22 protein-coding genes and 2 tRNA genes are annotated in these 23,205 nt (G+C 52.3%); 13 read left to right on the forward strand and 11 right to left on the reverse strand.

What is annotated here, in order from left to right; translation table 11 throughout:
* Positions 1-17: 17 nt before the first annotated feature.
* On the reverse strand, positions 18-1,952 hold the full coding sequence (gene yeaG / locus ACFQW4_RS08955) for a protein kinase YeaG (protein WP_008110364.1): 1,935 nt from the start codon (positions 1,950-1,952) through the stop codon (positions 18-20).
* Between the two features lie 407 nt (positions 1,953-2,359).
* Between yeaG and ACFQW4_RS08960 the strand changes: the two genes are divergently transcribed.
* Complete coding sequence (locus tag ACFQW4_RS08960) at positions 2,360-3,109, forward strand: MipA/OmpV family protein (protein WP_110866275.1); 750 nt, start codon at positions 2,360-2,362, stop codon at positions 3,107-3,109.
* A gap of 80 nt (positions 3,110-3,189) precedes the next feature.
* A complete protein-coding gene (locus tag ACFQW4_RS08965; RefSeq protein WP_377724919.1) occupies positions 3,190-4,041 on the forward strand; it encodes an aldo/keto reductase in 852 nt (283 codons plus the stop codon).
* A gap of 23 nt (positions 4,042-4,064) precedes the next feature.
* Here ACFQW4_RS08965 and ACFQW4_RS08970 read toward each other — a convergent pair whose 3' ends face one another.
* Positions 4,065-4,937: a D-hexose-6-phosphate mutarotase gene (locus tag ACFQW4_RS08970; protein WP_377724921.1), complete on the reverse strand. Its 873-nt coding sequence runs from the start codon at positions 4,935-4,937 to the stop codon at positions 4,065-4,067.
* A 75-nt stretch (positions 4,938-5,012) separates the two neighbouring features.
* Entirely contained in the window at positions 5,013-6,011 is a 999-nt protein-coding gene (gapA, locus tag ACFQW4_RS08975; RefSeq protein ID WP_007889697.1) for a glyceraldehyde-3-phosphate dehydrogenase, read from the reverse strand.
* 338 nt (positions 6,012-6,349) lie between these two features.
* Between gapA and msrB the strand changes: the two genes are divergently transcribed.
* The gene (msrB, locus tag ACFQW4_RS08980) at positions 6,350-6,760 is read left to right on the forward strand and encodes a peptide-methionine (R)-S-oxide reductase MsrB (protein WP_377724922.1); all 411 of its coding nucleotides are present in this window, start codon (positions 6,350-6,352) and stop codon (positions 6,758-6,760) included.
* A gap of 2 nt (positions 6,761-6,762) precedes the next feature.
* Positions 6,763-7,044: a YeaC family protein gene (locus ACFQW4_RS08985; RefSeq protein ID WP_101764217.1), complete on the forward strand. Its 282-nt coding sequence runs from the start codon at positions 6,763-6,765 to the stop codon at positions 7,042-7,044.
* 36 nt (positions 7,045-7,080) lie between these two features.
* Here ACFQW4_RS08985 and pncA read toward each other — a convergent pair whose 3' ends face one another.
* From pncA to sppA, 3 genes are all read right to left on the reverse strand, one after another.
* Positions 7,081-7,689 (reverse strand): bifunctional nicotinamidase/pyrazinamidase, encoded by a 609-nt coding sequence (gene pncA / locus ACFQW4_RS08990; RefSeq protein ID WP_101764218.1) that lies wholly within the window; start codon positions 7,687-7,689, stop codon positions 7,081-7,083.
* A 15-nt stretch (positions 7,690-7,704) separates the two neighbouring features.
* Entirely contained in the window at positions 7,705-8,718 is a 1,014-nt protein-coding gene (gene ansA / locus ACFQW4_RS08995) for an asparaginase (protein WP_101764219.1), read from the reverse strand.
* Between the two features lie 85 nt (positions 8,719-8,803).
* Positions 8,804-10,663, reverse strand: a complete 1,860-nt coding sequence (sppA, locus tag ACFQW4_RS09000; RefSeq protein WP_377724924.1) for a signal peptide peptidase SppA — start codon at positions 10,661-10,663, stop codon at positions 8,804-8,806.
* A gap of 169 nt (positions 10,664-10,832) precedes the next feature.
* Between sppA and ACFQW4_RS09005 the strand changes: the two genes are divergently transcribed.
* From ACFQW4_RS09005 to ACFQW4_RS09020, 4 genes are all read left to right on the forward strand, one after another.
* Positions 10,833-11,384: an NAD(P)H nitroreductase gene (locus tag ACFQW4_RS09005; RefSeq protein WP_110866269.1), complete on the forward strand. Its 552-nt coding sequence runs from the start codon at positions 10,833-10,835 to the stop codon at positions 11,382-11,384.
* Between the two features lie 153 nt (positions 11,385-11,537).
* A complete protein-coding gene (selD, locus tag ACFQW4_RS09010) occupies positions 11,538-12,581 on the forward strand; it encodes a selenide, water dikinase SelD (RefSeq protein ID WP_217546479.1) in 1,044 nt (347 codons plus the stop codon).
* 21 nt (positions 12,582-12,602) lie between these two features.
* Complete coding sequence (locus ACFQW4_RS09015) at positions 12,603-14,525, forward strand: DNA topoisomerase III (protein WP_377724927.1); 1,923 nt, start codon at positions 12,603-12,605, stop codon at positions 14,523-14,525.
* Positions 14,525-14,821, forward strand: a complete 297-nt coding sequence (locus ACFQW4_RS09020; protein ID WP_137386880.1) for a YnjH family protein — start codon at positions 14,525-14,527, stop codon at positions 14,819-14,821. The genes ACFQW4_RS09015 and ACFQW4_RS09020 overlap by 1 nt, the downstream gene beginning before the upstream one ends.
* 32 nt (positions 14,822-14,853) lie before the next feature.
* On the opposite strand, the gene xthA is transcribed toward ACFQW4_RS09020, so the two are convergent.
* The 5 genes from xthA to ACFQW4_RS09045 form a co-directional block, all read right to left on the reverse strand.
* On the reverse strand, positions 14,854-15,660 hold the full coding sequence (gene xthA, locus ACFQW4_RS09025) for an exodeoxyribonuclease III (protein WP_377724929.1): 807 nt from the start codon (positions 15,658-15,660) through the stop codon (positions 14,854-14,856).
* 125 nt (positions 15,661-15,785) lie between these two features.
* Positions 15,786-15,870: transfer RNA gene (locus ACFQW4_RS09030), tRNA-Tyr, on the reverse strand.
* Positions 15,871-15,912: 42 nt separating this feature from the next.
* A tRNA-Tyr gene (locus ACFQW4_RS09035) sits at positions 15,913-15,997 on the reverse strand.
* A gap of 144 nt (positions 15,998-16,141) precedes the next feature.
* A complete protein-coding gene (gene purU, locus ACFQW4_RS09040) occupies positions 16,142-16,990 on the reverse strand; it encodes a formyltetrahydrofolate deformylase (RefSeq protein WP_101764236.1) in 849 nt (282 codons plus the stop codon).
* Between the two features lie 57 nt (positions 16,991-17,047).
* Entirely contained in the window at positions 17,048-17,503 is a 456-nt protein-coding gene (locus ACFQW4_RS09045) for a YchJ family metal-binding protein (protein ID WP_101764237.1), read from the reverse strand.
* A gap of 96 nt (positions 17,504-17,599) precedes the next feature.
* Between ACFQW4_RS09045 and rssA the strand changes: the two genes are divergently transcribed.
* From rssA to ACFQW4_RS09070, 5 genes are all read left to right on the forward strand, one after another.
* Positions 17,600-18,505: a patatin-like phospholipase RssA gene (gene rssA, locus ACFQW4_RS09050; RefSeq protein WP_101764238.1), complete on the forward strand. Its 906-nt coding sequence runs from the start codon at positions 17,600-17,602 to the stop codon at positions 18,503-18,505.
* A gap of 102 nt (positions 18,506-18,607) precedes the next feature.
* Positions 18,608-19,624, forward strand: a complete 1,017-nt coding sequence (gene rssB, locus ACFQW4_RS09055; protein ID WP_101764239.1) for a two-component system response regulator RssB — start codon at positions 18,608-18,610, stop codon at positions 19,622-19,624.
* 194 nt (positions 19,625-19,818) lie between these two features.
* Complete coding sequence (gene galU / locus ACFQW4_RS09060) at positions 19,819-20,727, forward strand: UTP--glucose-1-phosphate uridylyltransferase GalU (protein WP_101764240.1); 909 nt, start codon at positions 19,819-19,821, stop codon at positions 20,725-20,727.
* A gap of 23 nt (positions 20,728-20,750) precedes the next feature.
* Positions 20,751-22,094 (forward strand): UDP-glucose/GDP-mannose dehydrogenase family protein, encoded by a 1,344-nt coding sequence (locus ACFQW4_RS09065; protein WP_192234033.1) that lies wholly within the window; start codon positions 20,751-20,753, stop codon positions 22,092-22,094.
* A 10-nt stretch (positions 22,095-22,104) separates the two neighbouring features.
* Complete coding sequence (locus ACFQW4_RS09070) at positions 22,105-23,112, forward strand: NAD-dependent epimerase (protein ID WP_101764242.1); 1,008 nt, start codon at positions 22,105-22,107, stop codon at positions 23,110-23,112.
* The last annotated feature ends 93 nt before the right edge of the window (positions 23,113-23,205 follow it).

A 23,205-nucleotide genomic window follows, 5' to 3' on the forward strand; every position in this document is an offset into this window, starting at 1 on the left:
ACGCTTACAGATAACGATTATGAAGATTTACGCACGCGCAGATACCACTCGCACAGCAGGCGTACTTGCTTGCGGGTATAGCCTTTTTCCATCATGCGATCGACAAAATCATCGTGTTTTTTCTGCTCGTCCGTTGAGGTTTTGGTATTGAACGAAATCACCGGCAGCAACTCTTCGGTGTTCGAGAACATTTTCTTCTCGATGACCGTGCGCAGTTTTTCGTAGCTGGTCCAGTTCGGATTGCGTCCGCTATTCTGCGCACGGGCACGCAGCACAAAGTTGACAATCTCGTTACGGAAATCTTTCGGGTTACTGATCCCGGCAGGTTTCTCGATCTTTTCCAGCTCGGCGTTCAGCGATTCGCGGTCAAACAGCTGTCCGGTGTCGGGATCGCGGTACTCTTGATCCTGAATCCAGAAATCAGCGTAGGTAACGTAGCGATCAAAGATGTTTTGACCGTATTCCGAGTAGGACTCCAGATACGCGGTCTGAATCTCTTTACCGATAAATTCGGCGTATTTTGGAATCAAATAGCCTTTCAGGTGCTCCAGATACTTCTCGGCTTGATCCTGAGGGAACTGCTCGCGCTCAATTTGCTGCTCCAGCACGTAGAACAGATGCACCGGGTTGGCCGCTACTTCGGCATGGTCGAAGTTAAACACGCGCGACAGTATTTTAAACGCGAAGCGGGTTGAAAGACCGTTCATGCCCTCATCAACGCCCGCGTAATCGTGATACTCCTGCCAGGATTTGGCTTTTGGATCGGTATCTTTCAGGCTTTCGCCATCATAGACGCGCATTTTGGAGTAGATGCTGGAGTTTTCCGGCTCTTTCAAACGCGATAGGATCGAGAAGCGGGCCAGGGTTTCCAGCGTGCCCGGCGCGCATGGCGCAGTGGTCAACTCACTGTGATCCAACAGTTTGTTGTAGATCTTGATCTCTTCGGAAACGCGTAGGCAATAAGGCACTTTGACGATGTAAACACGGTCGAGGAAGGCCTCATTGTTTTTGTTATTACGGAAGGTGACCCATTCTGATTCGTTAGAGTGCGCCAGAATGATGCCGTTGAACGGCAGGGCAGAAATCCCTTCGGTACCGTTGTAGTTACCTTCCTGCGTGGCGGTCAGCAGTGGATGTAGCACTTTAATCGGTGCTTTAAACATCTCAACGAATTCCATCACGCCTTGGTTTGCGCGGCAAAGGGCACCTGAATAGCCGTATGCGTCAGGATCGTTTTGCGCGTGATTTTCCAGTTTACGGATATCCACTTTGCCGACCAACGCAGAAATATCCTGGTTGTTCTCATCGCCTGGTTCTGTTTTGGCAATTGCTACCTGCTCCAGAATTGACGGCCACACTTTCACCACTTTGAAGCGGGTGATATCGCCGCCAAACTCATGCAGGCGTTTCGCCGCCCAAGGCGACATGATGGTGCCCAGATAACGCCGTGGCACGCCATACTCTTTTTCCAGAATATTGGCGTCTTCCTGCGGGTTAAACAGGCAGAGCGGATGATCGTTTACCGGGCTGCGCTCGCCGTCGGCGCTCAGCACATAGATCGGCACACGCTGCATCAGCGCTTTCAGGCGCTCGGCCAATGAGGATTTACCGCCACCCACCGGGCCCAGTAAGTAAAGGATCTGTTTCTTCTCTTCCAAACCCTGCGCGGCGTGTTTCAGGTAGGAGACGATTTGCTCAATCGCTTCCTCCATACCGTAAAACTCTTCGAAGGCCGGGTAGCGTCCCATGACTCGGTTGGAAAAGATTCGGGAAAGGCGAGGCTCTTGCGCAGTGTCAACCATCACCGGCTCACCGATGGCCATTAATAGTCGCTCGGCAGCGTTGGCGTATGCACTGCGATCCTGTTTACAGATGGCGAGGAATTCCTGCAATGAGAACTCTTCGTCCTTGGCAGCTTCATAACGCTGACGATAGTGATCGAATATATTCATAGCGATGCCCGTCCTTTCGTTTTTAGCACAGGTAAAGGAGCGTAATAAAAGTTTGTAGCAGCTCCCGGAAGATATTCTTTATTGAGTACAGCAACCCTTATGCCAACCTGACGTTTTTTTATCGGGATACACAATTCTTATGGTTACTCTGCTCGTACAAAAAGTCTCGTCTTACATTTAACTGTAGAAGGCATTCAGAAAACCTGCAGCCACTTTTCTCCTTATTCGGCGATATATCAATAACAAAGTCTCATAAGCACTGAGGCAATCAACCTAAGCCGTGAGAGCGATGAAGCCACTGAGAATATTTCGCTATGCTGGTTAGAGAGCATCATTAAACGTTAACCGATAGCAAAAATTTGGTTAGACTCTGCGTGTGATTGTTATATTAATGGACTGAATAAATTGTGAACCAATTCAAACTTAAAGCGCTTACTCTGGCTATTCCTTGTTATTTTGCGGCGTTCGGCACTCATGCAGAACCCTTATCTCTTGGCGCTTCGGTGATTTATGCGCAGTCACCTTATCGGGGCGGACAAGACCGCTATCTGCCGATTCCGGTGATTAATTATGAAGGTGAAAACTTCTGGTTCCGTAGCCTGCAAGGCGGCTATTACCTGTGGAAAGACCCGCAGAATCAGCTGTCGCTGACGGTGCTGGGATCGCCGCAGCAGTACGATCCGAAAGACAACGATTTGGGTGACATGAAAGCGCTGGATAAGCGCCGTATGACGCTGATGGCCGGCGCCAACTATCGCCATGTTGCCGATTGGGGTATCGTGCGCACCGCTCTGCTGGGTGATGTCCTCAATAACAGCAATGGGTTAATCTGGGATCTCACCTATCTATATCGCTTTGATTTCGGCGCATTCAGCCTGACGCCGGGCATTGGTGCAATGTGGAACAGCGCCAATCAGAACCGTTATTACTACGGTGTTTCATCCCATGAAAGTGCGCGAACCGGCATCGCTGAGTATCATCCAGACGACAGCTGGTCGCCGTATGTCGAGATGAATGCCAGCTACCAAATCAGCCAAAGCTGGAACGCCAGCTTGTCTGGTCGTTACACGCGCTTCGACAGCGAAATCAAAGACAGCCCGATGGTCGATAAGAGTGGCCAGTTCACACTCTGGACCGGCATCAGTTACAGCTTCTGACGATTAAATAAACGCCTCGTAATGAGGCGTTTTTCTTACATTGCACCAATTCAGAGCCCCATATCAGCGCAACAGGAGGAGTGATGAAGACTATCCAATTTCACGGTGAATCAGCTTTACCCGCTATTGGTCAGGGAACCTGGTATATGGGTGAAAATGCAGCGCTGCGCAGCCAGGAAGTGGCGGCACTGCAGGCGGGTTTAGATCTTGGACTTAAGGTTATCGACACGGCGGAAATGTATGCGGAAGGCGCAGCCGAAGAGGTGGTCGGCGAAGCATTACGCGGCCGTCGCGATCAAGCCTGGCTGGTATCGAAGGTGTATCCCTGGAATGCCGGTGAAGTCGATGCTATCGAGGCCTGCGAGCGCAGTCTGCGTCGTCTGCAAACCGATTACCTCGATCTCTACCTGCTGCACTGGAGCGGCAATGTGCCCTTAGAAGAAACCATTCGCGCGATGGAATCCTTGCAGCAGCAGGGCAAAATCCGCTATTGGGGCGTCTCGAACTTTGACCATGACGATATGCTGGAACTGTGGCAAGAGCCCGGCGGCAAATCCTGTTTAATCAATCAGGTGCTGTACCACTTAGCGTCACGCGGGATCGAGTACGATTTGTTGCCGCAGTGTCAGCAGCGCGAGATGCCGATTATGGCCTATTGCCCGTTAGCGCAGGCTGGACGACTGCGACAGGCGCTGTTTGACGATGCGCATCTTAAACAGATTGCACAACAGAAGGGCATCAGCGTGGCGCAAGTGCTATTGGCTTGGGTGATCCGTCAACAAGGCGTTTTGGCCATTCCTAAAGCCAGCAGCGTTGCACATGTGCAGCAAAACGCGGCCGCGCTTAGCATCAATTTGACTGATGAAGAGCTGAGCATCATTGATCGGGCGTTTCCTGCGCCTCAATCTAAAACTGCATTAGATGTGGTTTAGCGGCGCAACGGCGCCGCATCTTATTACTTATTAACGATACGAATTGTGGTGCCCAAACGCGCAGGGGATTCACCCGCGCTTTTTAACGGCTTGCTAATGCGCGCCGTTTCCACGCACACCATGGTTTTATAGCCTTCATTTGGCATGTCCCCCATGCTGCATGATAACTCCGGACCTGGATTCCACGTGACAACGTCACTCTGATAATGGTGATAGACTTCAATCTGGCGTTTGCCCGCTTTATCGTGAATCACGCTGCAGTCATCCGCTGCGGTGTGAATACGATCTACGCGGTTGGGATAGGTCTGCTTGCCGTCGGATGCGCCAATCGCATTATCGTTAACCTTATCGATAAAGTTATTGCCCAATCCGCTCACTTCGACCTGTGAGATATCCGCAATCTGGAAGTAGCTGTGCAGCGCTGCGGTGGCTTCATAGTCGCCGTAAGCTTCCAACTCAATTTCACAATGCTCAGCAATCCGGAAGCGAGCAAGCAGGGTGAAATCGTGCGGCCAGAGCTTTTTGGTTTGTGCGTTGCTTTCCAGCGTAAAAGTCAGCATTACCGCATCTTCGTTTTCGTCATGGGCGGTCAGCGTCCACGGCATATTGCGTGCAAAACCGTGCGCCGGTTCACCTGCCGGACCAAACCACGGCCAGCAAATCGGCACGCCGCCGCGGATTGCTTTACCTGTGGTAAACGGGGTTTTTTCACTGAGCCAAATCACCGGTTTTTGGCCGCTAGGCTGCCACGAAAGCAGATGCGCACCTTGCAGGGCAATCGCCGCACGCACTTTAGGATGGCTGATTACCACAATCGGCAAATCATCCTGCTGGCGCTGTGACAGATAAGGGGTGATTTGATTCACTACCGGAAGGGTATAAAGCGTATCTTGCATGGTCAGACCTTCTCTTTTATCCAGTCGAAAAAAAGGGGCGACCGAAGTCACCCCTTGTCCGTTAAGCCGGTTAGCTTACTTAGAAGCAACCAGTGCAATCAGATCGAGAACTTTATGTGAGTAACCAGTTTCGTTATCGTACCAGGAAACCAGTTTCACGAAGTTGTCGTTCAGAGCGATACCTGCTTTAGCATCGAATACTGAAGTCAGGGTTTCGCCGTTGAAGTCGGTAGAAACCACGTCGTCTTCAATGTAGCCCAGAACGCCTTTCATTTTGCCTTCTGACTCAGCTTTGATCACTGCACAAATTTCTTTGTAGGTCGCTGGTTTTTCCAGGCGAACAGTCAGGTCAACAACAGACACGTTTGGAGTAGGAACGCGGAACGCCATACCGGTCAGTTTGCCGTTCAGCTCTGGCAGAACAACGCCAACTGCTTTAGCTGCACCGGTAGAAGATGGGATGATGTTCTGCGCTGCGCCACGGCCGCCGCGCCAGTCTTTGTGAGACGGGCCATCAACGGTTTTCTGCGTCGCGGTGGTTGCGTGAACGGTGGTCATCAGACCTTCAACGATACCGAAGTTGTCGTTGATAACTTTAGCCAGTGGAGCCAGGCAGTTGGTGGTGCAAGACGCGTTAGAAACGATGTCCTGGCCAGCATATTTGTCAAAGTTAGCGCCACGTACGAACATCGGGGTGCTGTCTTTAGATGGACCAGTCAGAACCACTTTCTTCGCGCCAGCGGTGATGTGTTTACGTGCGGTTTCGTCGGTCAGGAAGATACCGGTCGCTTCAGCAACAACGTCAACACCCACTTCGTCCCACTTCAGGTTAGCCGGGTCTTTCTCAGCGGTAACACGGATTTTCTTACCGTTAACAATCAGTGCACCGTCTTTCACTTCTACAGTGCCGTCAAAACGACCGTGAGTAGAGTCATACTTCAGCATGTATGCCATGTAATCGGCGTCGAGCAGATCGTTGATCGCGACGATTTCGATGTCAGAACGCTGCTGCGCAGCACGGAAAACGATGCGACCGATACGGCCAAAACCGTTAATACCTACTTTGATAGTCATATATTCCACCAGCTATTTGTTAGTGAATAAAAGGTTGGCTGTAAAATTACAAAAACCTTACCAGGCGTCAAGCGGAATCGTGTCAATTGTTGCGACAGGTCAATTCCAACACCAGGAATAATTCGTTGCGCAATCGCTTACGCAGCACCCTTATTGCGCGCCTATGTTACGCCGAATGCGGGCTGAAAAGGGATGACTTTTGCAAAGGGTGATCGCCATCACAAAATCGTGCTATGGAACAGATGTCAGAGGCGTTAGCACGAAAAAAGACCCGATAGATGTTGTACGTTTGTTAGAATACTAGTCGATTTTTTCAGAATGACACTCCGGAACTCAAAATGGCTAAATACACCGCACCCGACGCAAAAATTGCGCAGCTTTCCGAAATGCAGCGCTATGTCACTCAGCATCGTGGAACGGAGCCCCCTTTCTCGGGCGCCTTGCTGCACAACAAGCAGGAAGGGATTTACCACTGCTTAGTTTGTAATTCGCCGCTGTTTCTCTCCGAAACCAAATACGATTCAGGCTGTGGCTGGCCAAGTTTCTATCAGCCTTTCAGTGACGACGCTATCCGCTATCTGGAAGATGATTCACACGGCATGCACCGGGTTGAGATTCGCTGTGGCAACTGTGATGCGCATTTGGGACATGTGTTCCCGGATGGCCCACAACCGAGCGGCGAGCGCTACTGCGTGAACTCCGCCTCGCTAAACTTCACTGATGAGCAGGGCAATCAGCAAGAGGGCTAAGCATGAAACAGGAACTGGAAGCGATGCTGGAGGCGATGACGCCGGAAGTGTACGAGCGGCTCTCCACAGCGGTTGAAATCGGCAAATGGCCAGATGGCGTCGCGCTGACGCCAGAGCAGAAAGAGAATTGTCTGCAGCTGGTGATGTTGTGGCAGGCTCGGCACAATGACGATCCGCAACATATGACCATTAGCAAAGGTGGGGATATGGTGATGAAATCGAAGAAACAGCTGAAAGAAGAGTTTGGCATTGAGCCCGACGTCACGCGCATCAACCTGCACTAAAAATCAAAAGGGCTGGTTCTCACCAGCCCCTTATTTTCAGATTAATACCGCACCTTGTGCTTCCATCTGAGCGAAAGCAATTTCACTGTCATCCGGATTCAGGTTCACACCGCGGCAGCCCTCTTTAACCACCTCCACGTTGTAACCTAACTCCAGCGCATCCAGCACGCTGTATTTGACGCAGTAATCGGTCGCAATACCCAGCATCACTAAATCGCTAATGCCGCGCTCGCGCAGCCAACTGTCGAGTTCTGTCTTGCGTCGATGGCCGTTATCGAAGAAGGCGCTGTAGCTATCCACCTCAACATCGCCCCCTTTATGAAACACGGCATCAATCAGAGAGCGATCGAGATCGGGATGAAAATCCGCCCCGACAGAATTCTCAATACCGTGATCGGGCCACCAGATCTGCGCTAAACCGTTTAATTCGCCGAGCGTGTAGACCGGCTCGCCGGAGATCGAGGCGAAGCTGCCGTGATTGGCTGGATGCCAGTCTTGCAATGCCACCACACATTCACCCCGATCGTGAAACTCACGCGCAAATCGATTGGCGACGGCAACCGTTTGGTCACCCTCACGCACCGCCATTGGGCCGCCGGGGCAAAAATCGTTCTGAATATCGATGATTATCAATGCCCGCTTCATTGGTTTCGCTCCGTATCAATCTTCGGTCAGTTCGCCGCGTAAATTCTGCTGCATTTTGGCACGAATTTCCGCGCTGGTAAGGTTCTGACTCAATAAAAAATGCAGTTTGGTTAATGTGGCCTCAACGGTGAGATCAAAGCCGCTGATCACGCCCGCATGCTCAAGCGCATTGCCGGTGGCATAGCCGCCCATATTCACTTTGCCGGACATACACTGTGTCAGATTCACCACCACGATGCCGCGATCGCTGGCCTGTTGCAGTTCCGAAAGGAACTCGGCATTTTGCGGCGCGTTGCCAACGCCGTAAGAGCGCAGGATCAAGGCTTTCACCGGCTGACGCAGGAAATTACCCACCACGTCGGCAGAAATACCCGGATAAATCGTCACCACGCCAATCGGCTGTGGCGTAATCGGATGCACAATCAGCTCGCCATGACCTTGCGGTGCGGGCGGGGTATTTAACCGGCGGATATGAATACCCGCTTCCAGCAAAGGCGCAAGGTTTGGCGATGCGAAGGCATTAAAGCCGTCAGCATGTGCCTTAGTGGTACGGTTGCCGCGGAATAGCGTGTTGTTGAAAAACAGGGCAACTTCACTGATCGGATAATTGGCCGCCACATACAGCGAGTTCAGCAGGTTTTGCTGCCCATCAGAACGCAACTCTGCCAGGGGAATTTGCGAGCCGGTGACAATCACCGGTTTAGCGAGATTCTCCAGCATAAAGGAGAGCGCCGAAGCGGTGAAAGCCATGGTGTCGGTACCATGCAAAATCACAAAGCCATCGTAGCGATCGTAGTTTTGCTTAATATCGTTCGCAATCGATTGCCAATCCTGCGGCGTCATGTCCGAGGAGTCCATCAGCGGCTGATATTCATGGATGGTGAAATCCGGCATTTCAGGCCGATGGAATTCGGGCATGTTTGCCAGCTGCTGTTGCAGATGACCCGATACCGGAATGTAGCCCTGCGCAGAGCGCTGCATCCCGATGGTGCCGCCGGTGTAGGCTACGTAGATATTTTTCTTTTGCATGAAGGAACTCAGACTTGCCGTAAAACGCGCAGTATAAGGGGATTGCGAACGAAAAGCAGCCCGACCAGCGGCCGGGCTGTAAAGATTAGCGTACGTTGCCGCAGTTCAGGCAGAAAGCGTAGCGATTTTGCGGATCGTTGAGGTTATTCAGTAAGCCAGGTTGCTGTTTCAGTGCGCTCATTACGTCCAGCATTGGCGCAGGCAGCCAGACTTTCAGCGCAGCCGGCAACACCGACTGAACCGACGCGTTCATCTGATTCAGCAGCAGATCGATCATGCCCGGATCGTCCTGATACCAGCTCAACTCCGGCTTAGCGACTTTCGCCAGCTCAGCAGCTTTCGCCACGGCATCATCAAAGTCTCCCAACGCATCGACCAAACCATTGGCTTTCGCATCGCTACCGGTCCAGACGTGACCCTGCGCAATCGCATTGATCTCCTCAGGCGTTTTGTGACGCGAGGCCGCCACCAGGCCAACGAAATTACGATAGCCGTTCTCAATGGTCAGCTGCATCAGCTGCTGCACTTCAGTTGGCAGTGCTTTGGTGGTGGCGACGTCCGCCAGCGGTGATGTGGCAACGCCGTCAGTATGCACACCCACCGAACTCAGGCTGTTTTCAACGGTGTTAATCACGCCAAAGATACCGATGGAACCGGTCAGCGTGCTGGGTGCCGCCACGATGTAATCGGCAGGCGTTGAAATCCAGTAACCGCCGGAAGCCGCCATGCCACCCATTGAGACGACCACCGGTTTACCCGCATCGTGGGCTGCCGCCAGCTCTTCACGAATCGCTTCCGATGCCGTGACGCTGCCGCCAGGGCTGTTGACACGCAACACAATGGCTTTGATTTTAGCATCCAGGCGCGCATCGCGGATTTGCGACGCCGTGGTATCACCGCCGACGTTTCCGGCACTCTCTTCACCGTCCATAATCGCACCGCTGGCGAGGATCACGGCGATATTGCCATCCTGGCTCTGCAGCGGCTGTTTAACGGTGTAATCGTAGATACTCACGCTACGGTAATCGTTATTCGCCTTATCCCAGCCGAAGGTTTTCACCAGTTCCTGATCGGCGGCTGCACGCGTATCCAGTACATCCACCAATTTATTATTCAGCGCATATTTCGCGGTATCACCTTGCACCGCTTGCAAGCCGCTAATGATGCCGGCTGCACCTGGGAACAGCTGTTCTGGTGTAATTTGACGATTGGCTGCCACAGTATTCAGATAATTCTGCCACAGCTGGCCAATCCAGCGCCCATCAGCGTCGCGCGCTTCCGGTGACATATCGTCACGCAGGAACGGCTCAACCGCAGACTTATAAGTGCCTACGCGGAATACATGCGAATTAACTTTCAGCTTTTCCAGCAAAGTCTTGTAGTACAGGCCGTTGGTGGCGAAACCGTGTAGATCAACCGTGCCCTGAGGTGAGAGATACACCTTGTTGGCGTAACTGGCGATGTAGTATTGCGCCTGGCTGTAACTGTCGCCGACTGCATAAATAGGTTTGCCGGCGTCACGGAATTCGCGCAGTGCTTTACCCACATATTGCAGCGAAGGTTGATCGCCACCGGCAAAGTCACGCAGCTCCAGCACGATGCCAGTGATGTTTTTATCGGTTTTTGCCTGGCGGATCGCATCGACGACATCGAACAGGGAATTCTCCTGCAGGCGATCGCTATTTGCGCCTAACAGTTGACGGCTGATACGACTTAGACGATTGCTGACGGAAGGTTTATCGACCAGCACTCCACTCAGATCGATTTTCAATGCGCCTTGCTGTACAGGCTCACTGTTGTTGGAACTGGAAACCTGCAGCCAAATCCCGACGCCCGCCAGGATCAAAACAATAAGAAATAAATTAAGAATAAATTCCCGAATAAAATTCAGTACCCGCCAGGTCCAGCGGAACAGACCGGAAATAATTCGCCACAAAGTGCGCATAAACTCTCCATATTCACGTAGCAGGGCAGCCAGCACGCGGTCTGCCCCGATGTCGGGTTCATCCTAAAGAGCGGCGTGCGAAAAGTCAGCAGGAAATCGCGCCAGACTGTTACAAAAGATCGTGCTGTGCCAGGATTAGCCCACGCTTTTTATTCACGGGAGAAGAATAATGGATGCATTGGATTTATTAGTTAATCGCCGCTCGGCGTCTCGTCTGGCAGAACCGGCTCCGGCAGGTGAAGCGTTGCAAAATATTCTGCACGCCGCGATGCGCGCCCCCGATCACGGCACATTGCAGCCATGGCGTTTCATTATTGTCGAAAATGAGGGGCGCGAGCGCTTTGCTAACTTGCTGGAACAGGCCGCGCGTGACAGCAATCTTGAGCAGAAGGCGATTGACAAAGCAGCCTCCGCGCCTTATCGCGCGCCGATGATCATCACCGTGGTGGCGCATTGTGAAGAGAACGCCAAAGTGCCGCAGTGGGAGCAACTGGCGTCTGCCAGCTGTGCAGTGATGGCGATGCAGATGGCCGCCGTGGCGCAAGGTTTTAATGGCATCTGGCGCAGCGGTCCGTGGACTGATCATCCGTCCGTGCGCGAAGCCTTTGGCTGCCGCGAGCAAGATGCGATTGTTGGTTTCCTCTATCTCGGCACGCCACAGTTGAAAGCCAACACCACCGTGGTTGCGCCGGACACCGCGCAGTTTGTCAGTTATTTCTGACAGACAATGCTGGACTTTTGCGGCAGGTTAGGCGCCGTTGCAAAGATTGCACAGAGCCTGTGCGAAAGATCGAGGTTAGGTCGTGCAACACTTACTCCCAACTGACAGCCAGGCTAACATAGCGCCTTCTGTTCATCGCATAAGGAAGTCGCCATGAGTGAACCTGTTCGTTTAACGCAATACAGCCACGGTGCGGGTTGTGGGTGCAAAATTTCGCCGCAGGTGTTGGAAACCATTCTGCGCAGTGAGCTCAGTCCGTTTCACGATCCGCAACTGCTGGTTGGCAATGAAACGCGTGATGATGCTGCAGTCTACGATCTCGGCAACGGTACTGCGGTGGTAAGCACCACCGACTTCTTTATGCCGATCGTCGACGATCCTTTTACCTTTGGTCGTATCGCCGCCACTAACGCCATCAGCGATATCTACGCCATGGGCGGGAAACCAATCATGGCGATCGCTATATTAGGCTGGCCGGTGAATCTACTGAGTCCGGAAGTGGCGCAGCAGGTGGTCGAGGGCGGGCGTGCCGCTTGTCAGGCGGCGGGAATCGCCCTGGCGGGCGGCCATTCGATTGATGCGCCAGAGCCGATCTTCGGCCTGGCCGTAACCGGTATCGTCGATGTGGCGCGGGTGAAAAAGAACAGCGCGGCGCAGGCCGGTTGTCAGCTTTTCCTCACCAAACCATTAGGCATTGGCATTCTCACTACCGCCGAGAAAAAAGGCCTGCTGCGGCCTGAACACCGTTCGCTGGCTGCCGATGTGATGTGCCAGCTGAATAAAGCCGGAGCGGAGTTCGCCAAACTGGCGGGCATCAGCGCGATGACCGATGTCACCGGTTTTGGCTTGCTCGGCCATTTAAGTGAAATCTGCCAGGGTTCAGGATTGCGTGCCGAAGTGATTGCAGCGCAGGTACCGCGCCTGGCGGGCGTCGATGACTATATCGCTGCGGGAGCGGTGCCCGGTGGCACCAGCCGCAACTTCGCCAGCTATGGCGAGCAGGTTTCACCCTTAGATGACGCCACCCGCGCGTTGCTGTGCGATCCACAAACCTCCGGTGGTCTGCTGGTGGCGGTTCAACCCAGCGCCATTGAGGCATTCCAGCGCTGCGCCTCTGCAGCAGGCGTGCAAGCAACGTCGATTGGCGAACTGTTTGCCGCTAGAGCCGATCGTCCACTGATTACCGTAGTTACCTGACGTTAAGGAACGACGCCATCCATGCGTTTGTTTATTGCCGAAAAACCCAGCTTAGCGCGTGCGATTGCCGACGTGTTGCCAAAACCGCATCGACGCGGAGACGGCTATATTGCCTGCGGGAATGACCAGGTTGTGACCTGGTGTGTAGGGCACCTGCTGGAGCAGGCGCAGCCCGACAGTTATGACAGCCGCTATGCGCGCTGGAATCTGGCTGATTTACCGATTATTCCGGAAAAATGGCGCTTGCAGCCACGTCCATCCGTGGCTAAGCAGTTAAAAGTGATTGAAGGCCTGCTGCAACAAGCCAGCATGGTGGTGCATGCGGGTGACCCCGATCGTGAAGGTCAACTGCTGGTGGATGAAGTGCTGGATTATCTGCAGCTCGCACCAGAGAAACGCAAAGCGGTGCAGCGCTGCCTGATTAACGATCTTAATCCCTCGGCGGTTGAACGTGCGGTTGGGCGCCTACGTGAGAACCGCGAATTCATTCCGCTGTGTGTGTCTGCGTTAGCGCGTGCGCGCGCCGACTGGCTGTACGGCATCAACATGACGCGCGCCTTTACCTTGCTGGGCCGTAACGCCGGTTACGACGGCGTGCTGTCGGTTGGCCGCGTGCAGACGCCGGTGCTGGGTTTAGTGGTGCGCCGCGATGAAGAGATCGAAAACTTTATCCCTAAGGACTATTTCGAAGTTAAAGCGCACATCGTCACGCCAAAAGACGAGCGTTTTGTCGCGACATGGGTGCCAAGCGATGCTTGCGAGCCGTGGCAGGATGAAGAGGGGCGTTTGCTGCATCGTCCGCTGGCGGATCACGTGCTTGAGCGCATTAATGGTAAGCCGGCGCTGGTCACCGGATATAACGACAAACGTGAATCCGATACCGCACCGCTGCCATTTTCGCTTTCTGGCCTGCAGATCGAAGCCGGTAAGCGCTTTGGCCTCAGCGCGCAGAACGTACTGGATTGCTGTCAGCGGCTGTATGAAACCCATAAGCTGATCACCTACCCGCGTTCCGATAGCCGCTATCTGCCCGATGAGCACTTTGCCGGACGCCATGCGGTGCTGAACGCCATTCAGGCGCATCAGCCCAATCTGACACCGCCAGCGGATTTCAATCCCGATCAGAAGAACCGCTGCTGGGACGACAAAAAGGTCGATGCGCACCATGCCATCATTCCCACTGCGCGTGCCAGTAAGGTTAGTCTGACCGAAAATGAGGCCAATATTTACGGATTGATCGCCCGCCAGTATCTAATGCAGTTTTGCCCGGATGCGGTGTTCCGCAAATGCGTTATTGAACTTGATATCGGCGGCGGAAAATTTATCGCCAAAGCGCGTTTTCTGGCCGAAGCCGGCTGGCGTGCGCTGCTCGGCAGCAAAGAGCGTGACGAGGAGAACGATGGCACGCCGCTGCCGGTCGTCGCTAAAGGTGATGAGCTGCTGTGCGAGCGCGGCGAAGTGCTGGCGAAGCAGACGCAACCGCCGCGTCCGTTTACCGATGCGACGCTGTTATCTGCGATGACCGGCATCGCTCGCTTTGTGCAGGATAAAGAATTAAAGAAAGTGCTGCGTGCAACCGATGGTTTAGGTACGGAAGCGACGCGTGCGGGCATTATCGAATTGCTGTTTCGCCGCACTTTCCTGGTGAAAAAAGGCCGTTATATTCATTCAACGGATGCGGGCAGGGCGTTGATCCATGCACTGCCAGAAATGGCCGCCCGGCCCGATATGACGGCGCAATGGGAATCGACGCTTACCCGGATTAGCGAGAAGTCTTGTCGCTATGATGAGTTTATGCAGCCGCTGGTCAGCACCTTGATTGGGCTGATTGGTGAAGCACGCCAGCGGCCGTCGTTACAGGCCTTTCGCGGATTGACAGCGCCTGGGGCCAAAAAGAAAGCCAAACCGAAAACGGCTCGTCGCAAAACCAAGGAGACAGAGTGATGCGTTATGCAATGATGTTGCTGGGCGGATTGTTGTTATGCAGCACCTCGGCGCTGGCCAACCGCCAGCCGGAAAACAATCGTATGGGCAATACCGATGTGGTGGTGGATCTGCCGCCAGAAGCTTGGACACAAGGGCAAAACAATCGTCAGAGCAATTGCATGCAGTGCTGTACCTATGAGAACCGCAGTTATTCTGAAGGTGCGGTGGTCAAAGCAGAAGGCGTGTTATTGCAGTGCGGCAGGGATGAGAAGGTATTAGGCACTAATCCGCTTATCTGGAAAATCATCAAATAAAAGCGCGTGGCGCCAGACGCCACGCTGCTTCATCACAGCTTAAATGTCGACCAAACCGGGGCGTGATCCGACGGTTTTTCCATGCTGCGGATATCGTAATCGATGCCACTCTCAATGCAGCGCGAGGCAAGCGGTTGGCTTGCCAGCAGCAGATCAATGCGCAGACCACGGTTGTCGTCAAAGCCTTTCGAACGGTAGTCAAACCATGAGAAACGATCGTTGGTTTCCGGGAACTTAGCGCGCCAGGTATCAACCAAACCCCACTTTAGCAAGCGATCCATCCACTCGCGCTCCTCAGGCAGGAACGAGCATTTTCCGGTACGCAGCCAGCGTTTACGATTGTCTTCACCAATGCCGATGTCAAAATCGGTGCTGCTGATGTTCATGTCGCCCATGATCAATACCGGTTTATCCACGGCTAGCTGTTGCTCAAGATAGCTTTGCAGATCGCGATAAAACTTCTCTTTCGCCGGGAACTTGGTGGGATGGTCGCGGCTTTCACCCTGCGGAAAATAACCGTTCATCACCGTGATATCACCAATCGGACTCGGGATTTCCGCCATGATCAAACGACGCTGTGCATTTTCCTCATCGCCAGGGAAACCACGGTAGACGTTGACAGGCTCAGCTTTGGTCAGCAGCGCGACGCCGTAATGACCTTTCTGTCCATGATAAAACACGTGATAACCCAGTTTGCTGACGTCTTCGAGCGGAAACATATCGTCATGCACTTTGGTTTCCTGCAAGCCGATGACATCGGGTTGATGCTGTTCAACCAGCGCGGCTAATTGATGAGGACGCGCACGCAAGCCGTTGATGTTGAAAGAGACAAATTTCATTTCGCTGCCATTTTTATCCGCAAAAGTATGGCGCGATGGTAACGAGTTTTTGGGGAAAAGTCATGGTGTGAATCAGGAGGTTACAACGATTAAAACAAGTGGGAAAAACAGGAGAATGGTATTGATGGTGGTGGGAGAAGGATTCGAACCTTCGAAGTCTGTGACGGCAGATTTACAGTCTGCTCCCTTTGGCCGCTCGGGAATCCCACCGGGGATATGACATATTGTGGCTTCAGGCAGAGACGATTCAGATGGTGGTGGGAGAAGGATTCGAACCTTCGAAGTCTGTGACGGCAGATTTACAGTCTGCTCCCTTTGGCCGCTCGGGAATCCCACCACTGGCCTGAATCATTGCGTCTTAAAGCGGGGCGCATCATAACAAATGCGCTCAGCCTGTAAAGCGCCGTCACTGAAAATAAAAACTGTTTGCCCACTTTTTATGCGTGGCGCTGAAGAGTTGTGCAGTTCAGCGCCGAAGTGGTTAAAGAATGATCGTGCGGTTGCCGTAAACGAACACGCGCTGGCCTAACACTTTATACAGCGCGCGGCTCAGCACATTCTTCTCAACGTCTCGTCCTGCACGCATCATCTCTTCTGCGGTGTAGCTATGATCGACGTTGATCACGTCCTGCATGATAATTGGACCTTCATCGAGGTTATCGTTCACGTAGTGCGCGGTAGCGCCGATGATTTTCACGCCGCGCTCATAAGCCTGATGATACGGACGCGCGCCAATGAACGCCGGCAAGAAGGAGTGGTGAATATTGATGATCTGGTTTGGATAACGTTGCACAAAGGCGGGCGTCAACACGCGCATATATTTTGCCAGCACCACGTAATCAGGCTGATAACGGTCAATTTCATCCGCCATGCGGTTGTCGTGCTCTTCACGCGTGTGGCCTTCGTGGCTCACCATCACAAACGGAATATCGAAACGTTCAACCAGTGAACGCAGCGTTTCGTGGTTACCGATGACTGCAGCAATCTCCATATCCAGACCGCCAAACGCGCTTTTCATTAGCAGATCGCCCAAGCAATGCGCCTCTTTGGTCACCAGAATCACGACACGGCGACGACCGGCACTTTGCAGTTCACGCACTGAACCGACGGGTAGCGCGCTATCGAGATCGGCCAGCAAGGTATTGTCGTTGAAAATGCCTTCCAGCTCGGTGCGCATGAAAAAGCGTCCGGTGCGGTGATCGACAAACTCATTGTTCTGCACAATGTTGAGTTCGTGCTTGTAGCAAATGTTGGTGATCTTGGCGATCAAACCTTTCGCATCAGGGCAAATGGTTCGTAAAACTTTTCGTTGGATGGTTTGCGCTTGCATCTCGATCAGAGTCCTGTCAAAGCGATGAATGGTAAAGCTGTTGTGTATCTGTCCAGATTACCCACAACATTTTTTGTATTTTTTATCGGCGCCACAAGGACAGCGATCGTTACGTCCCAACTCAGGCGTTGTTCCGTCGACATAGTACCAGCGTTGATCCTCGCGAAGAAAGCGCGAACATTCATAGATGGCTGAAGTGCGGCCTTTTTCGAGGTAACGCGCAAAAAACGTCACGAAGGCTTCATTCTCATGGCTTCCATGATTACAACGAGTTACATTCAAGCCCAGCCATTCAGTACCGGCAAAACTTTCGGATAATAACGTCTCAAGGTCGGCCACGCGTTTACTGGAGTGCCAGGTTTTCGCCAGCCACGCGGCATCTTTCACGACGTAAGCGGTGTAACGTGAGCGCATTAATTGTTCCGCGCTGGACGGGTTCGCTTGGCCATTCAGAAAGGGCTGGCAACATACGCTATACTCCTTTCCGCTGCAGCAAGGGCACTTTTCAGACACGTCATCTCCTGGAAGTGATTAAAGTAAATTTAAGCGTGCGCTATGGTAGCCGACTGTCAGGCGTGATGCTACGTACCATGCCAATCATGAGGTGAGATGAGAAAGGTCAGGATTGGGCTGGCACTGGGTTCAGGTGCTGCCAAAGGTTGGTCGCACATCGGCGTGATCAATGCGCTGGAACGCGCAGGGATTGAAATCGATGTGGTGGCCGGATGTTCTGTTGGCGCGTTGGTCGGTTCGGCTTACGTGAATGGACGGCTGGGCGTGATGGAGAAGTGGGTGAGTGCATTCCGTTATTGGGATGTCATTCGATTAATGGACCTGTCGTGGCAGCGCGGTGGTTTATTGCGCGGCGACCGGGTGTTTAGCCACATCCGCCAGCTGATTCCCAACGACCTCATCGATGAGTGCGATAAGCCATTTGGCGTCGTCGCGACCAATCTCAGTACCGGACGAGAAGTGTGGTTGACCGAAGGCGATTTGCATCAAGCTGTGCGTGCGTCCTGTAGTATGCCAGGCTTATTGCCACCCATTGCTTACAATGGATACTGGTTGGTGGATGGCGCGGTGGTGAATCCCGTGCCGATCTCATTAACCCGCGCATTGGGTGCTGACATCGTTATCGCCGTGGATTTACAGCATGACGCACATCTGATGCAACAGGATTTATTGTCAGTTACGCCGCAGAGCGGTGAAGAAGCGGCGGCAGTAGAAGCGCTGAGCTGGGGAAAGAAACTGCGTCAACGCCTGATTGGCCTGACGCATCGCCGTGCTAATCAAACGCCGGGTGCGATGGAGATTATGTCGACATCAATCCAGGTTCTGGAAAATCGCCTGAAACGTAACCGCATGGCGGGCGATCCGCCGGATGTGCTGATTCAGCCGTTTTGTCCACAAATTTCCACACTGGACTTCCATCGTGCAGAAGAAGCCATTGCGGCTGGCAAGGCCGCCGTTGAGAAAAAAATGGATGAACTATTACCGCTGGTCCGTGGCAGATAGTCAGGTTGTTCATTCACAGGTGTTGCGACTTCAGCCAATTCTGAAAGGCGCAACGGCATTTTATGAACCACTATTGAATTATCTGGTACGCAGGGGGAGAGAATGGAAAAACCGCTAATCGGCAAAAAGATACTCATTGTCGAAGATGAGGTCGTTTTCCGTTCATTGATAGACAATTTATTAACCAGCTTAGGTGCAACAACGCTTGAGGCAGGTGATGGTGTTGATGGCTTAACCTTGTTGTCGGCGCAATCAGTGGATCTGGTTATTTGCGATCTTGAAATGCCGCGTATGGGCGGTATCCCGTTCGTTGAGCGTCTTCGCACGCGCGGCAACAATGTGCCCATTCTGATTATCTCCGCCACACAAAATATGGCGGATATCGCGCATGTGTTGCGTTTGGGCGTGCAGGACGTATTGCTAAAACCGCTCAAAAATATGGAACGTTTCCGTGAAGCGGTGTTTGAGTGTCTCTATCCATCCATGTTTACCTCCAAAGTCGAGGAGGATGAACAGCTCTTTCAGGATTGGGATGCGCTGGTCAGCGATCCGCTGGCGGCATCTAAATTACTTAAACAGCTCCAGCCGCCGGTGCAGCAAACCATTGCCAATTGCCGTATCAATTACCGTCAGCTCACCATGGCGGAACAGCCGGGTTTAGTACTGGATATCGCGGCGCTATCAGATAACGATTTGGCATTCTATTGCCTTGATGTGACGCGCGCTGGCGATAATGGCGTGTTAGCCGCGCTGTTACTGCGCGCACTGTTTAATGGTTTGCTGCAGGAGCAGCTCTCCGGCCAGAAGCAGCGACTGCCTGAGTTAAATGGGCTGCTGCGTCAGGTCAACATGCTGTTAAGGCAGGCGAATCTCAGCGGGCAGTTCCCGTTGCTGGTGGGCTATTATCATCGCCAGTTAAAAAACCTAATCCTGGTTTCAGCAGGGCTCAACGCGACGTTGCATGTCAATACTCATCAAATCCAACTCAGTAATGGTGTGCCGCTTGGTACTATGGGCAGCACTCATCTTAATCAAATCAGCCAACGTGCCGACGCCTGGCAGTGTCATATTTGGGGCGCCGGAGGCAGGTTACGTTTGATGCTTTCAGCCGAAGAATAACCGGTTAGATTTAATTTTTCCGTGGGTTAAAGACAGGACCAGGAGCAAGCTTTACACTTGGGTAATAGTCCTAAATTCCGTGGATTAACTTCTTCCAGGATAATTCCACCTGATAGTAACTGATATACTCATTTCGTTTTTAAACCGACATATCAAGTATTAACTTGAACGGCCTATTAAGAGAGGTATTTTTGATGTCTGCCTATAAGACTAAAGTTAAAAAAGCGGTAATCCCAGTTGCAGGCCTCGGCACGCGTATGCTGCCTGCGACCAAAGCTATTCCAAAAGAGATGTTACCGTTGGTCGATAAGCCGTTGATCCAGTATGTCGTAAATGAGTGCATTGCAGCAGGCATTAACGAGATTGTGCTGGTTACGCACTCTTCTAAAAACGCCATCGAAAACCACTTTGATACCAGTTTTGAGCTGGAATCTATGCTGGAAAAACGTGTTAAGCGTCAGCTGCTGGACGAAATCCAGTCAATCTGCCCTCCACACGTCACCATCATGCAGGTTCGTCAGGGTATCGCGAAAGGCCTGGGCCACGCAGTAATGTGCGCACATCCGCTGATTGGTGATGAGCCATTCGCCGTAATCCTGCCAGACGTAATCATCGACGAATACGAATCTGATCCAACCAAAGACAACCTGGCAGAGATGCTGGCTCGTTACGAAGAGAGCGGCCGCAGCCAGATCATGGTCGAGCCGGTTGCTGATGTAACCGCTTACGGTGTAGTTGATTGCCAGGGTGCTGAACTCTCTGCAGGTCAGAGCGCGCCAATGGTTGGCGTGGTTGAGAAGCCTAAAGCTTCAGAAGCCCCATCAAACCTGGCCGTTGTAGGACGTTACGTGTTGTCTGCTGAAATCTGGCCGCTGCTGGCGAAAACGCCTCCAGGTGCAGGTGGCGAAGTTCAGCTGACTGACTCCATTGCGATGCTGATGGAAAAAGAGACCGTTGAAGCTTATCACCTGAACGGTGTCAGCCATGACTGCGGTAACAAACTGGGTTACATGCAAGCGTTTGTTGAGTACGGCGTTCGCCATCCAGTGCTGGGTAAAGATTTCACCCAGTGGCTTGAAGGCGCGGTAGGCAACAAAAAGTAACTCAATAAACACAGGATAATTCAATGAAAGTCACTGTATTTGGTATCGGCTATGTCGGTCTGGTTCAGGCTGCGGTGTTGGCCGAAGTCGGACATGACGTTCTCTGCATTGATGTCGACGAAAAGAAAGTCGAGAACTTAAAGAAAGGCAATATTCCGATCTTTGAACCAGGCCTGACGCCGCTTGTTATGTCTAATTACGAGTCGGGTCGCCTGAAGTTCAGTACGAATGCGGAAGAAGGCGTTAATCATGGCGTGATGCAATTTATCGCCGTGGGTACGCCACCGGATGAAGACGGTTCTGCCGATCTGAAGTATGTGACTGCCGTTGCGCGCACGATTGCGCAGCACATGAACGATCACAAAGTTGTTATCGACAAATCTACTGTACCAGTGGGTACCGCAGATCGCGTGCGAGCGGTAATGACGGAAACCCTGCAAAAGCGTGATGCAAACATCGCCTTTGACGTGGTTTCAAACCCGGAATTCCTCAAAGAAGGTGCGGCAGTCAATGACTGCATGCGTCCTGAACGTATCGTTGTCGGTACCGATAATGATGAAGTGGTTGAGCTGTTACGCGAGCTGTACGAGCCGTTCAACCGTAATCATGATCGTATGATTTTGATGGATATCCGCAGTGCAGAGCTGACCAAATATGCGGCTAACTGCATGCTGGCAACCAAAATTAGCTTCATGAACGAGATCTCTAACCTGGCAGAACGTCTGGGAGCCGACGTTGAGAAAGTTCGCCAGGGTATTGGTTCAGATTCACGTATTGGTTATCACTTCATCTATCCTGGCTGCGGCTATGGCGGTTCTTGTTTCCCGAAAGACGTGCAGGCGCTGATTCGTACTGCTGAGTCAATTGGTTACACTCCGCGTCTACTGCAGGCGGTTGAAGACGTCAACGATTCGCAGAAGAACAAGCTGCCAACCTTTATTAAACGCCATTTTGGCGACGATCTGCGCGGCAAAACCTTTGCTCTGTGGGGACTGGCGTTCAAACCGAACACTGACGATATGCGTGAAGCCTCCAGCCGCGTGCTGATGGAGACGCTGTGGGAAGCAGGGGCAACGGTTCAGGCGTTCGACCCAGAAGCGATGGACGAAGCGCAACGCATTTACGGCCATCGTAACGATCTGAAGTTGATGGGTACCAAGGAAGCAGCGCTGCAGGGTGCGGATGGCTTAGTGATCTGTACTGAGTGGCAAAACTTCCGTGCGCCAGACTTTGACGTCATCAAAAGTGCGTTAAAAGAACCCGTGATTTTTGATGGTCGTAACCTGTATGATCCTGAGCGTATCAGCAAGCGCGGTTTCACGTACTATGCAATCGGCCGCGGAGCGTCAATTAAAATCATAGAATAATGAGGGATGTATGAAGTTTCTGGTCACCGGCGCGGCAGGTTTTATTGGATTTCACGTCAGTCAGCGTTTGCTGGCCGCTGGTCACCAGGTTGTCGGTATCGATAACCTGAATGACTATTATGATGTCAGCCTTAAACAGGCTCGTTTAGACCAGAACACCCAACATCCTGATTTTATTTTCGTAAAAATGGACCTGGCGGATCGCCAGGCCATTTCCTCTTTATTCGCTGAGCATGCGTTTGAACGCGTTATTCATTTGGGCGCTCAAGCCGGCGTGCGTTATTCAATCGAAAATCCCCATGCTTATGCCGAAGCAAATCTAATCGGCCACCTCAATATTCTTGAAGGTTGCCGTCATCATAAAATCGGCCACCTTTTGTATGCCTCATCCAGTTCAGTTTATGGCCTGAATCGCAAAATGCCTTTTTCAACGGACGATTCCGTTGACCATCCGGTTTCACTTTATGCGGCCACAAAAAAAGCCAACGAATTGATGTCGCATACCTATTCACACCTTTATCAATTGCCCACTACGGGATTACGTTTCTTCACCGTGTATGGCCCATGGGGCCGTCCGGATATGGCATTGTTCAAATTTACACGCGCGATGTTAGCGGGTGAGCAAATTGACGTCTATAACAACGGACAAATGACGCGTGACTTTACGTATATCGATGATATTGCTGAAGCAATCGTGCGCTTGCAGGATGTGATTCCTCAACCGGATGAAAAGTGGACGGTGGAAGCAGGTTCTCCCGCCAGCAGCTCGGCTCCTTACCGCGTTTACAACATTGGTAATAGCCAGCCGACCAGCTTAATGACGTATATTGAGTCGCTGGAAAAAGCATTGGGCATTGAAGCGAAAAAAAATATGCTGCCCATGCAACCTGGCGACGTACTGGGCACCAGCGCTGACACGCAACCTTTGTACGACGCGATCAATTTCCGTCCTCAAACTAGCGTAGAGCAAGGTGTTCAGCATTTTGTTGATTGGTATCGCCGCTTCTATCAACAATAATTAAGCATGAAAAAAGGAAGCCATTGGCTTCCTTTTTCTTACCTGGTCAAAGTGAATTAGCGATGAACTAATTACAATGCTGAGCGCTGGAAT

The organism is Pantoea sp. GCM10028869 (assembly GCF_042666835.1).
Classification (GTDB): domain Bacteria; phylum Pseudomonadota; class Gammaproteobacteria; order Enterobacterales; family Enterobacteriaceae; genus Pantoea; species Pantoea leporis.

Excerpts from the sequence above, each read along its gene's own strand:
- ACFQW4_RS08970 (WP_377724921.1), bottom strand. The coding sequence starts at position 4,937 with ATGCAAGATACGCTTTATACCCTTCCGGTAGTGAATCAAATCACCCCT.
- galU (WP_101764240.1), top strand. The coding sequence starts at position 19,819 with ATGTCTGCCTATAAGACTAAAGTTAAAAAAGCGGTAATCCCAGTTGCA.
- ACFQW4_RS09015 (WP_377724927.1), top strand. The coding sequence starts at position 12,603 with ATGCGTTTGTTTATTGCCGAAAAACCCAGCTTAGCGCGTGCGATTGCC.
- yeaG (WP_008110364.1), bottom strand. The coding sequence starts at position 1,952 with ATGAATATATTCGATCACTATCGTCAGCGTTATGAAGCTGCCAAGGAC.
- ACFQW4_RS09005 (WP_110866269.1), top strand. The coding sequence starts at position 10,833 with ATGGATGCATTGGATTTATTAGTTAATCGCCGCTCGGCGTCTCGTCTG.
- xthA (WP_377724929.1), bottom strand. The coding sequence starts at position 15,660 with ATGAAATTTGTCTCTTTCAACATCAACGGCTTGCGTGCGCGTCCTCAT.
- selD (WP_217546479.1), top strand. The coding sequence starts at position 11,538 with ATGAGTGAACCTGTTCGTTTAACGCAATACAGCCACGGTGCGGGTTGT.
- purU (WP_101764236.1), bottom strand. The coding sequence starts at position 16,990 with ATGCAAGCGCAAACCATCCAACGAAAAGTTTTACGAACCATTTGCCCT.
- ACFQW4_RS08985 (WP_101764217.1), top strand. The coding sequence starts at position 6,763 with ATGAAACAGGAACTGGAAGCGATGCTGGAGGCGATGACGCCGGAAGTG.
- ACFQW4_RS09065 (WP_192234033.1), top strand. The coding sequence starts at position 20,751 with ATGAAAGTCACTGTATTTGGTATCGGCTATGTCGGTCTGGTTCAGGCT.
- sppA (WP_377724924.1), bottom strand. The coding sequence starts at position 10,663 with ATGCGCACTTTGTGGCGAATTATTTCCGGTCTGTTCCGCTGGACCTGG.
- gapA (WP_007889697.1), bottom strand. The coding sequence starts at position 6,011 with ATGACTATCAAAGTAGGTATTAACGGTTTTGGCCGTATCGGTCGCATC.
- ansA (WP_101764219.1), bottom strand. The coding sequence starts at position 8,718 with ATGCAAAAGAAAAATATCTACGTAGCCTACACCGGCGGCACCATCGGG.
- ACFQW4_RS09020 (WP_137386880.1), top strand. The coding sequence starts at position 14,525 with ATGCGTTATGCAATGATGTTGCTGGGCGGATTGTTGTTATGCAGCACC.
- pncA (WP_101764218.1), bottom strand. The coding sequence starts at position 7,689 with ATGAAGCGGGCATTGATAATCATCGATATTCAGAACGATTTTTGCCCC.
- msrB (WP_377724922.1), top strand. The coding sequence starts at position 6,350 with ATGGCTAAATACACCGCACCCGACGCAAAAATTGCGCAGCTTTCCGAA.
- ACFQW4_RS09070 (WP_101764242.1), top strand. The coding sequence starts at position 22,105 with ATGAAGTTTCTGGTCACCGGCGCGGCAGGTTTTATTGGATTTCACGTC.
- rssB (WP_101764239.1), top strand. The coding sequence starts at position 18,608 with ATGGAAAAACCGCTAATCGGCAAAAAGATACTCATTGTCGAAGATGAG.
- rssA (WP_101764238.1), top strand. The coding sequence starts at position 17,600 with ATGAGAAAGGTCAGGATTGGGCTGGCACTGGGTTCAGGTGCTGCCAAA.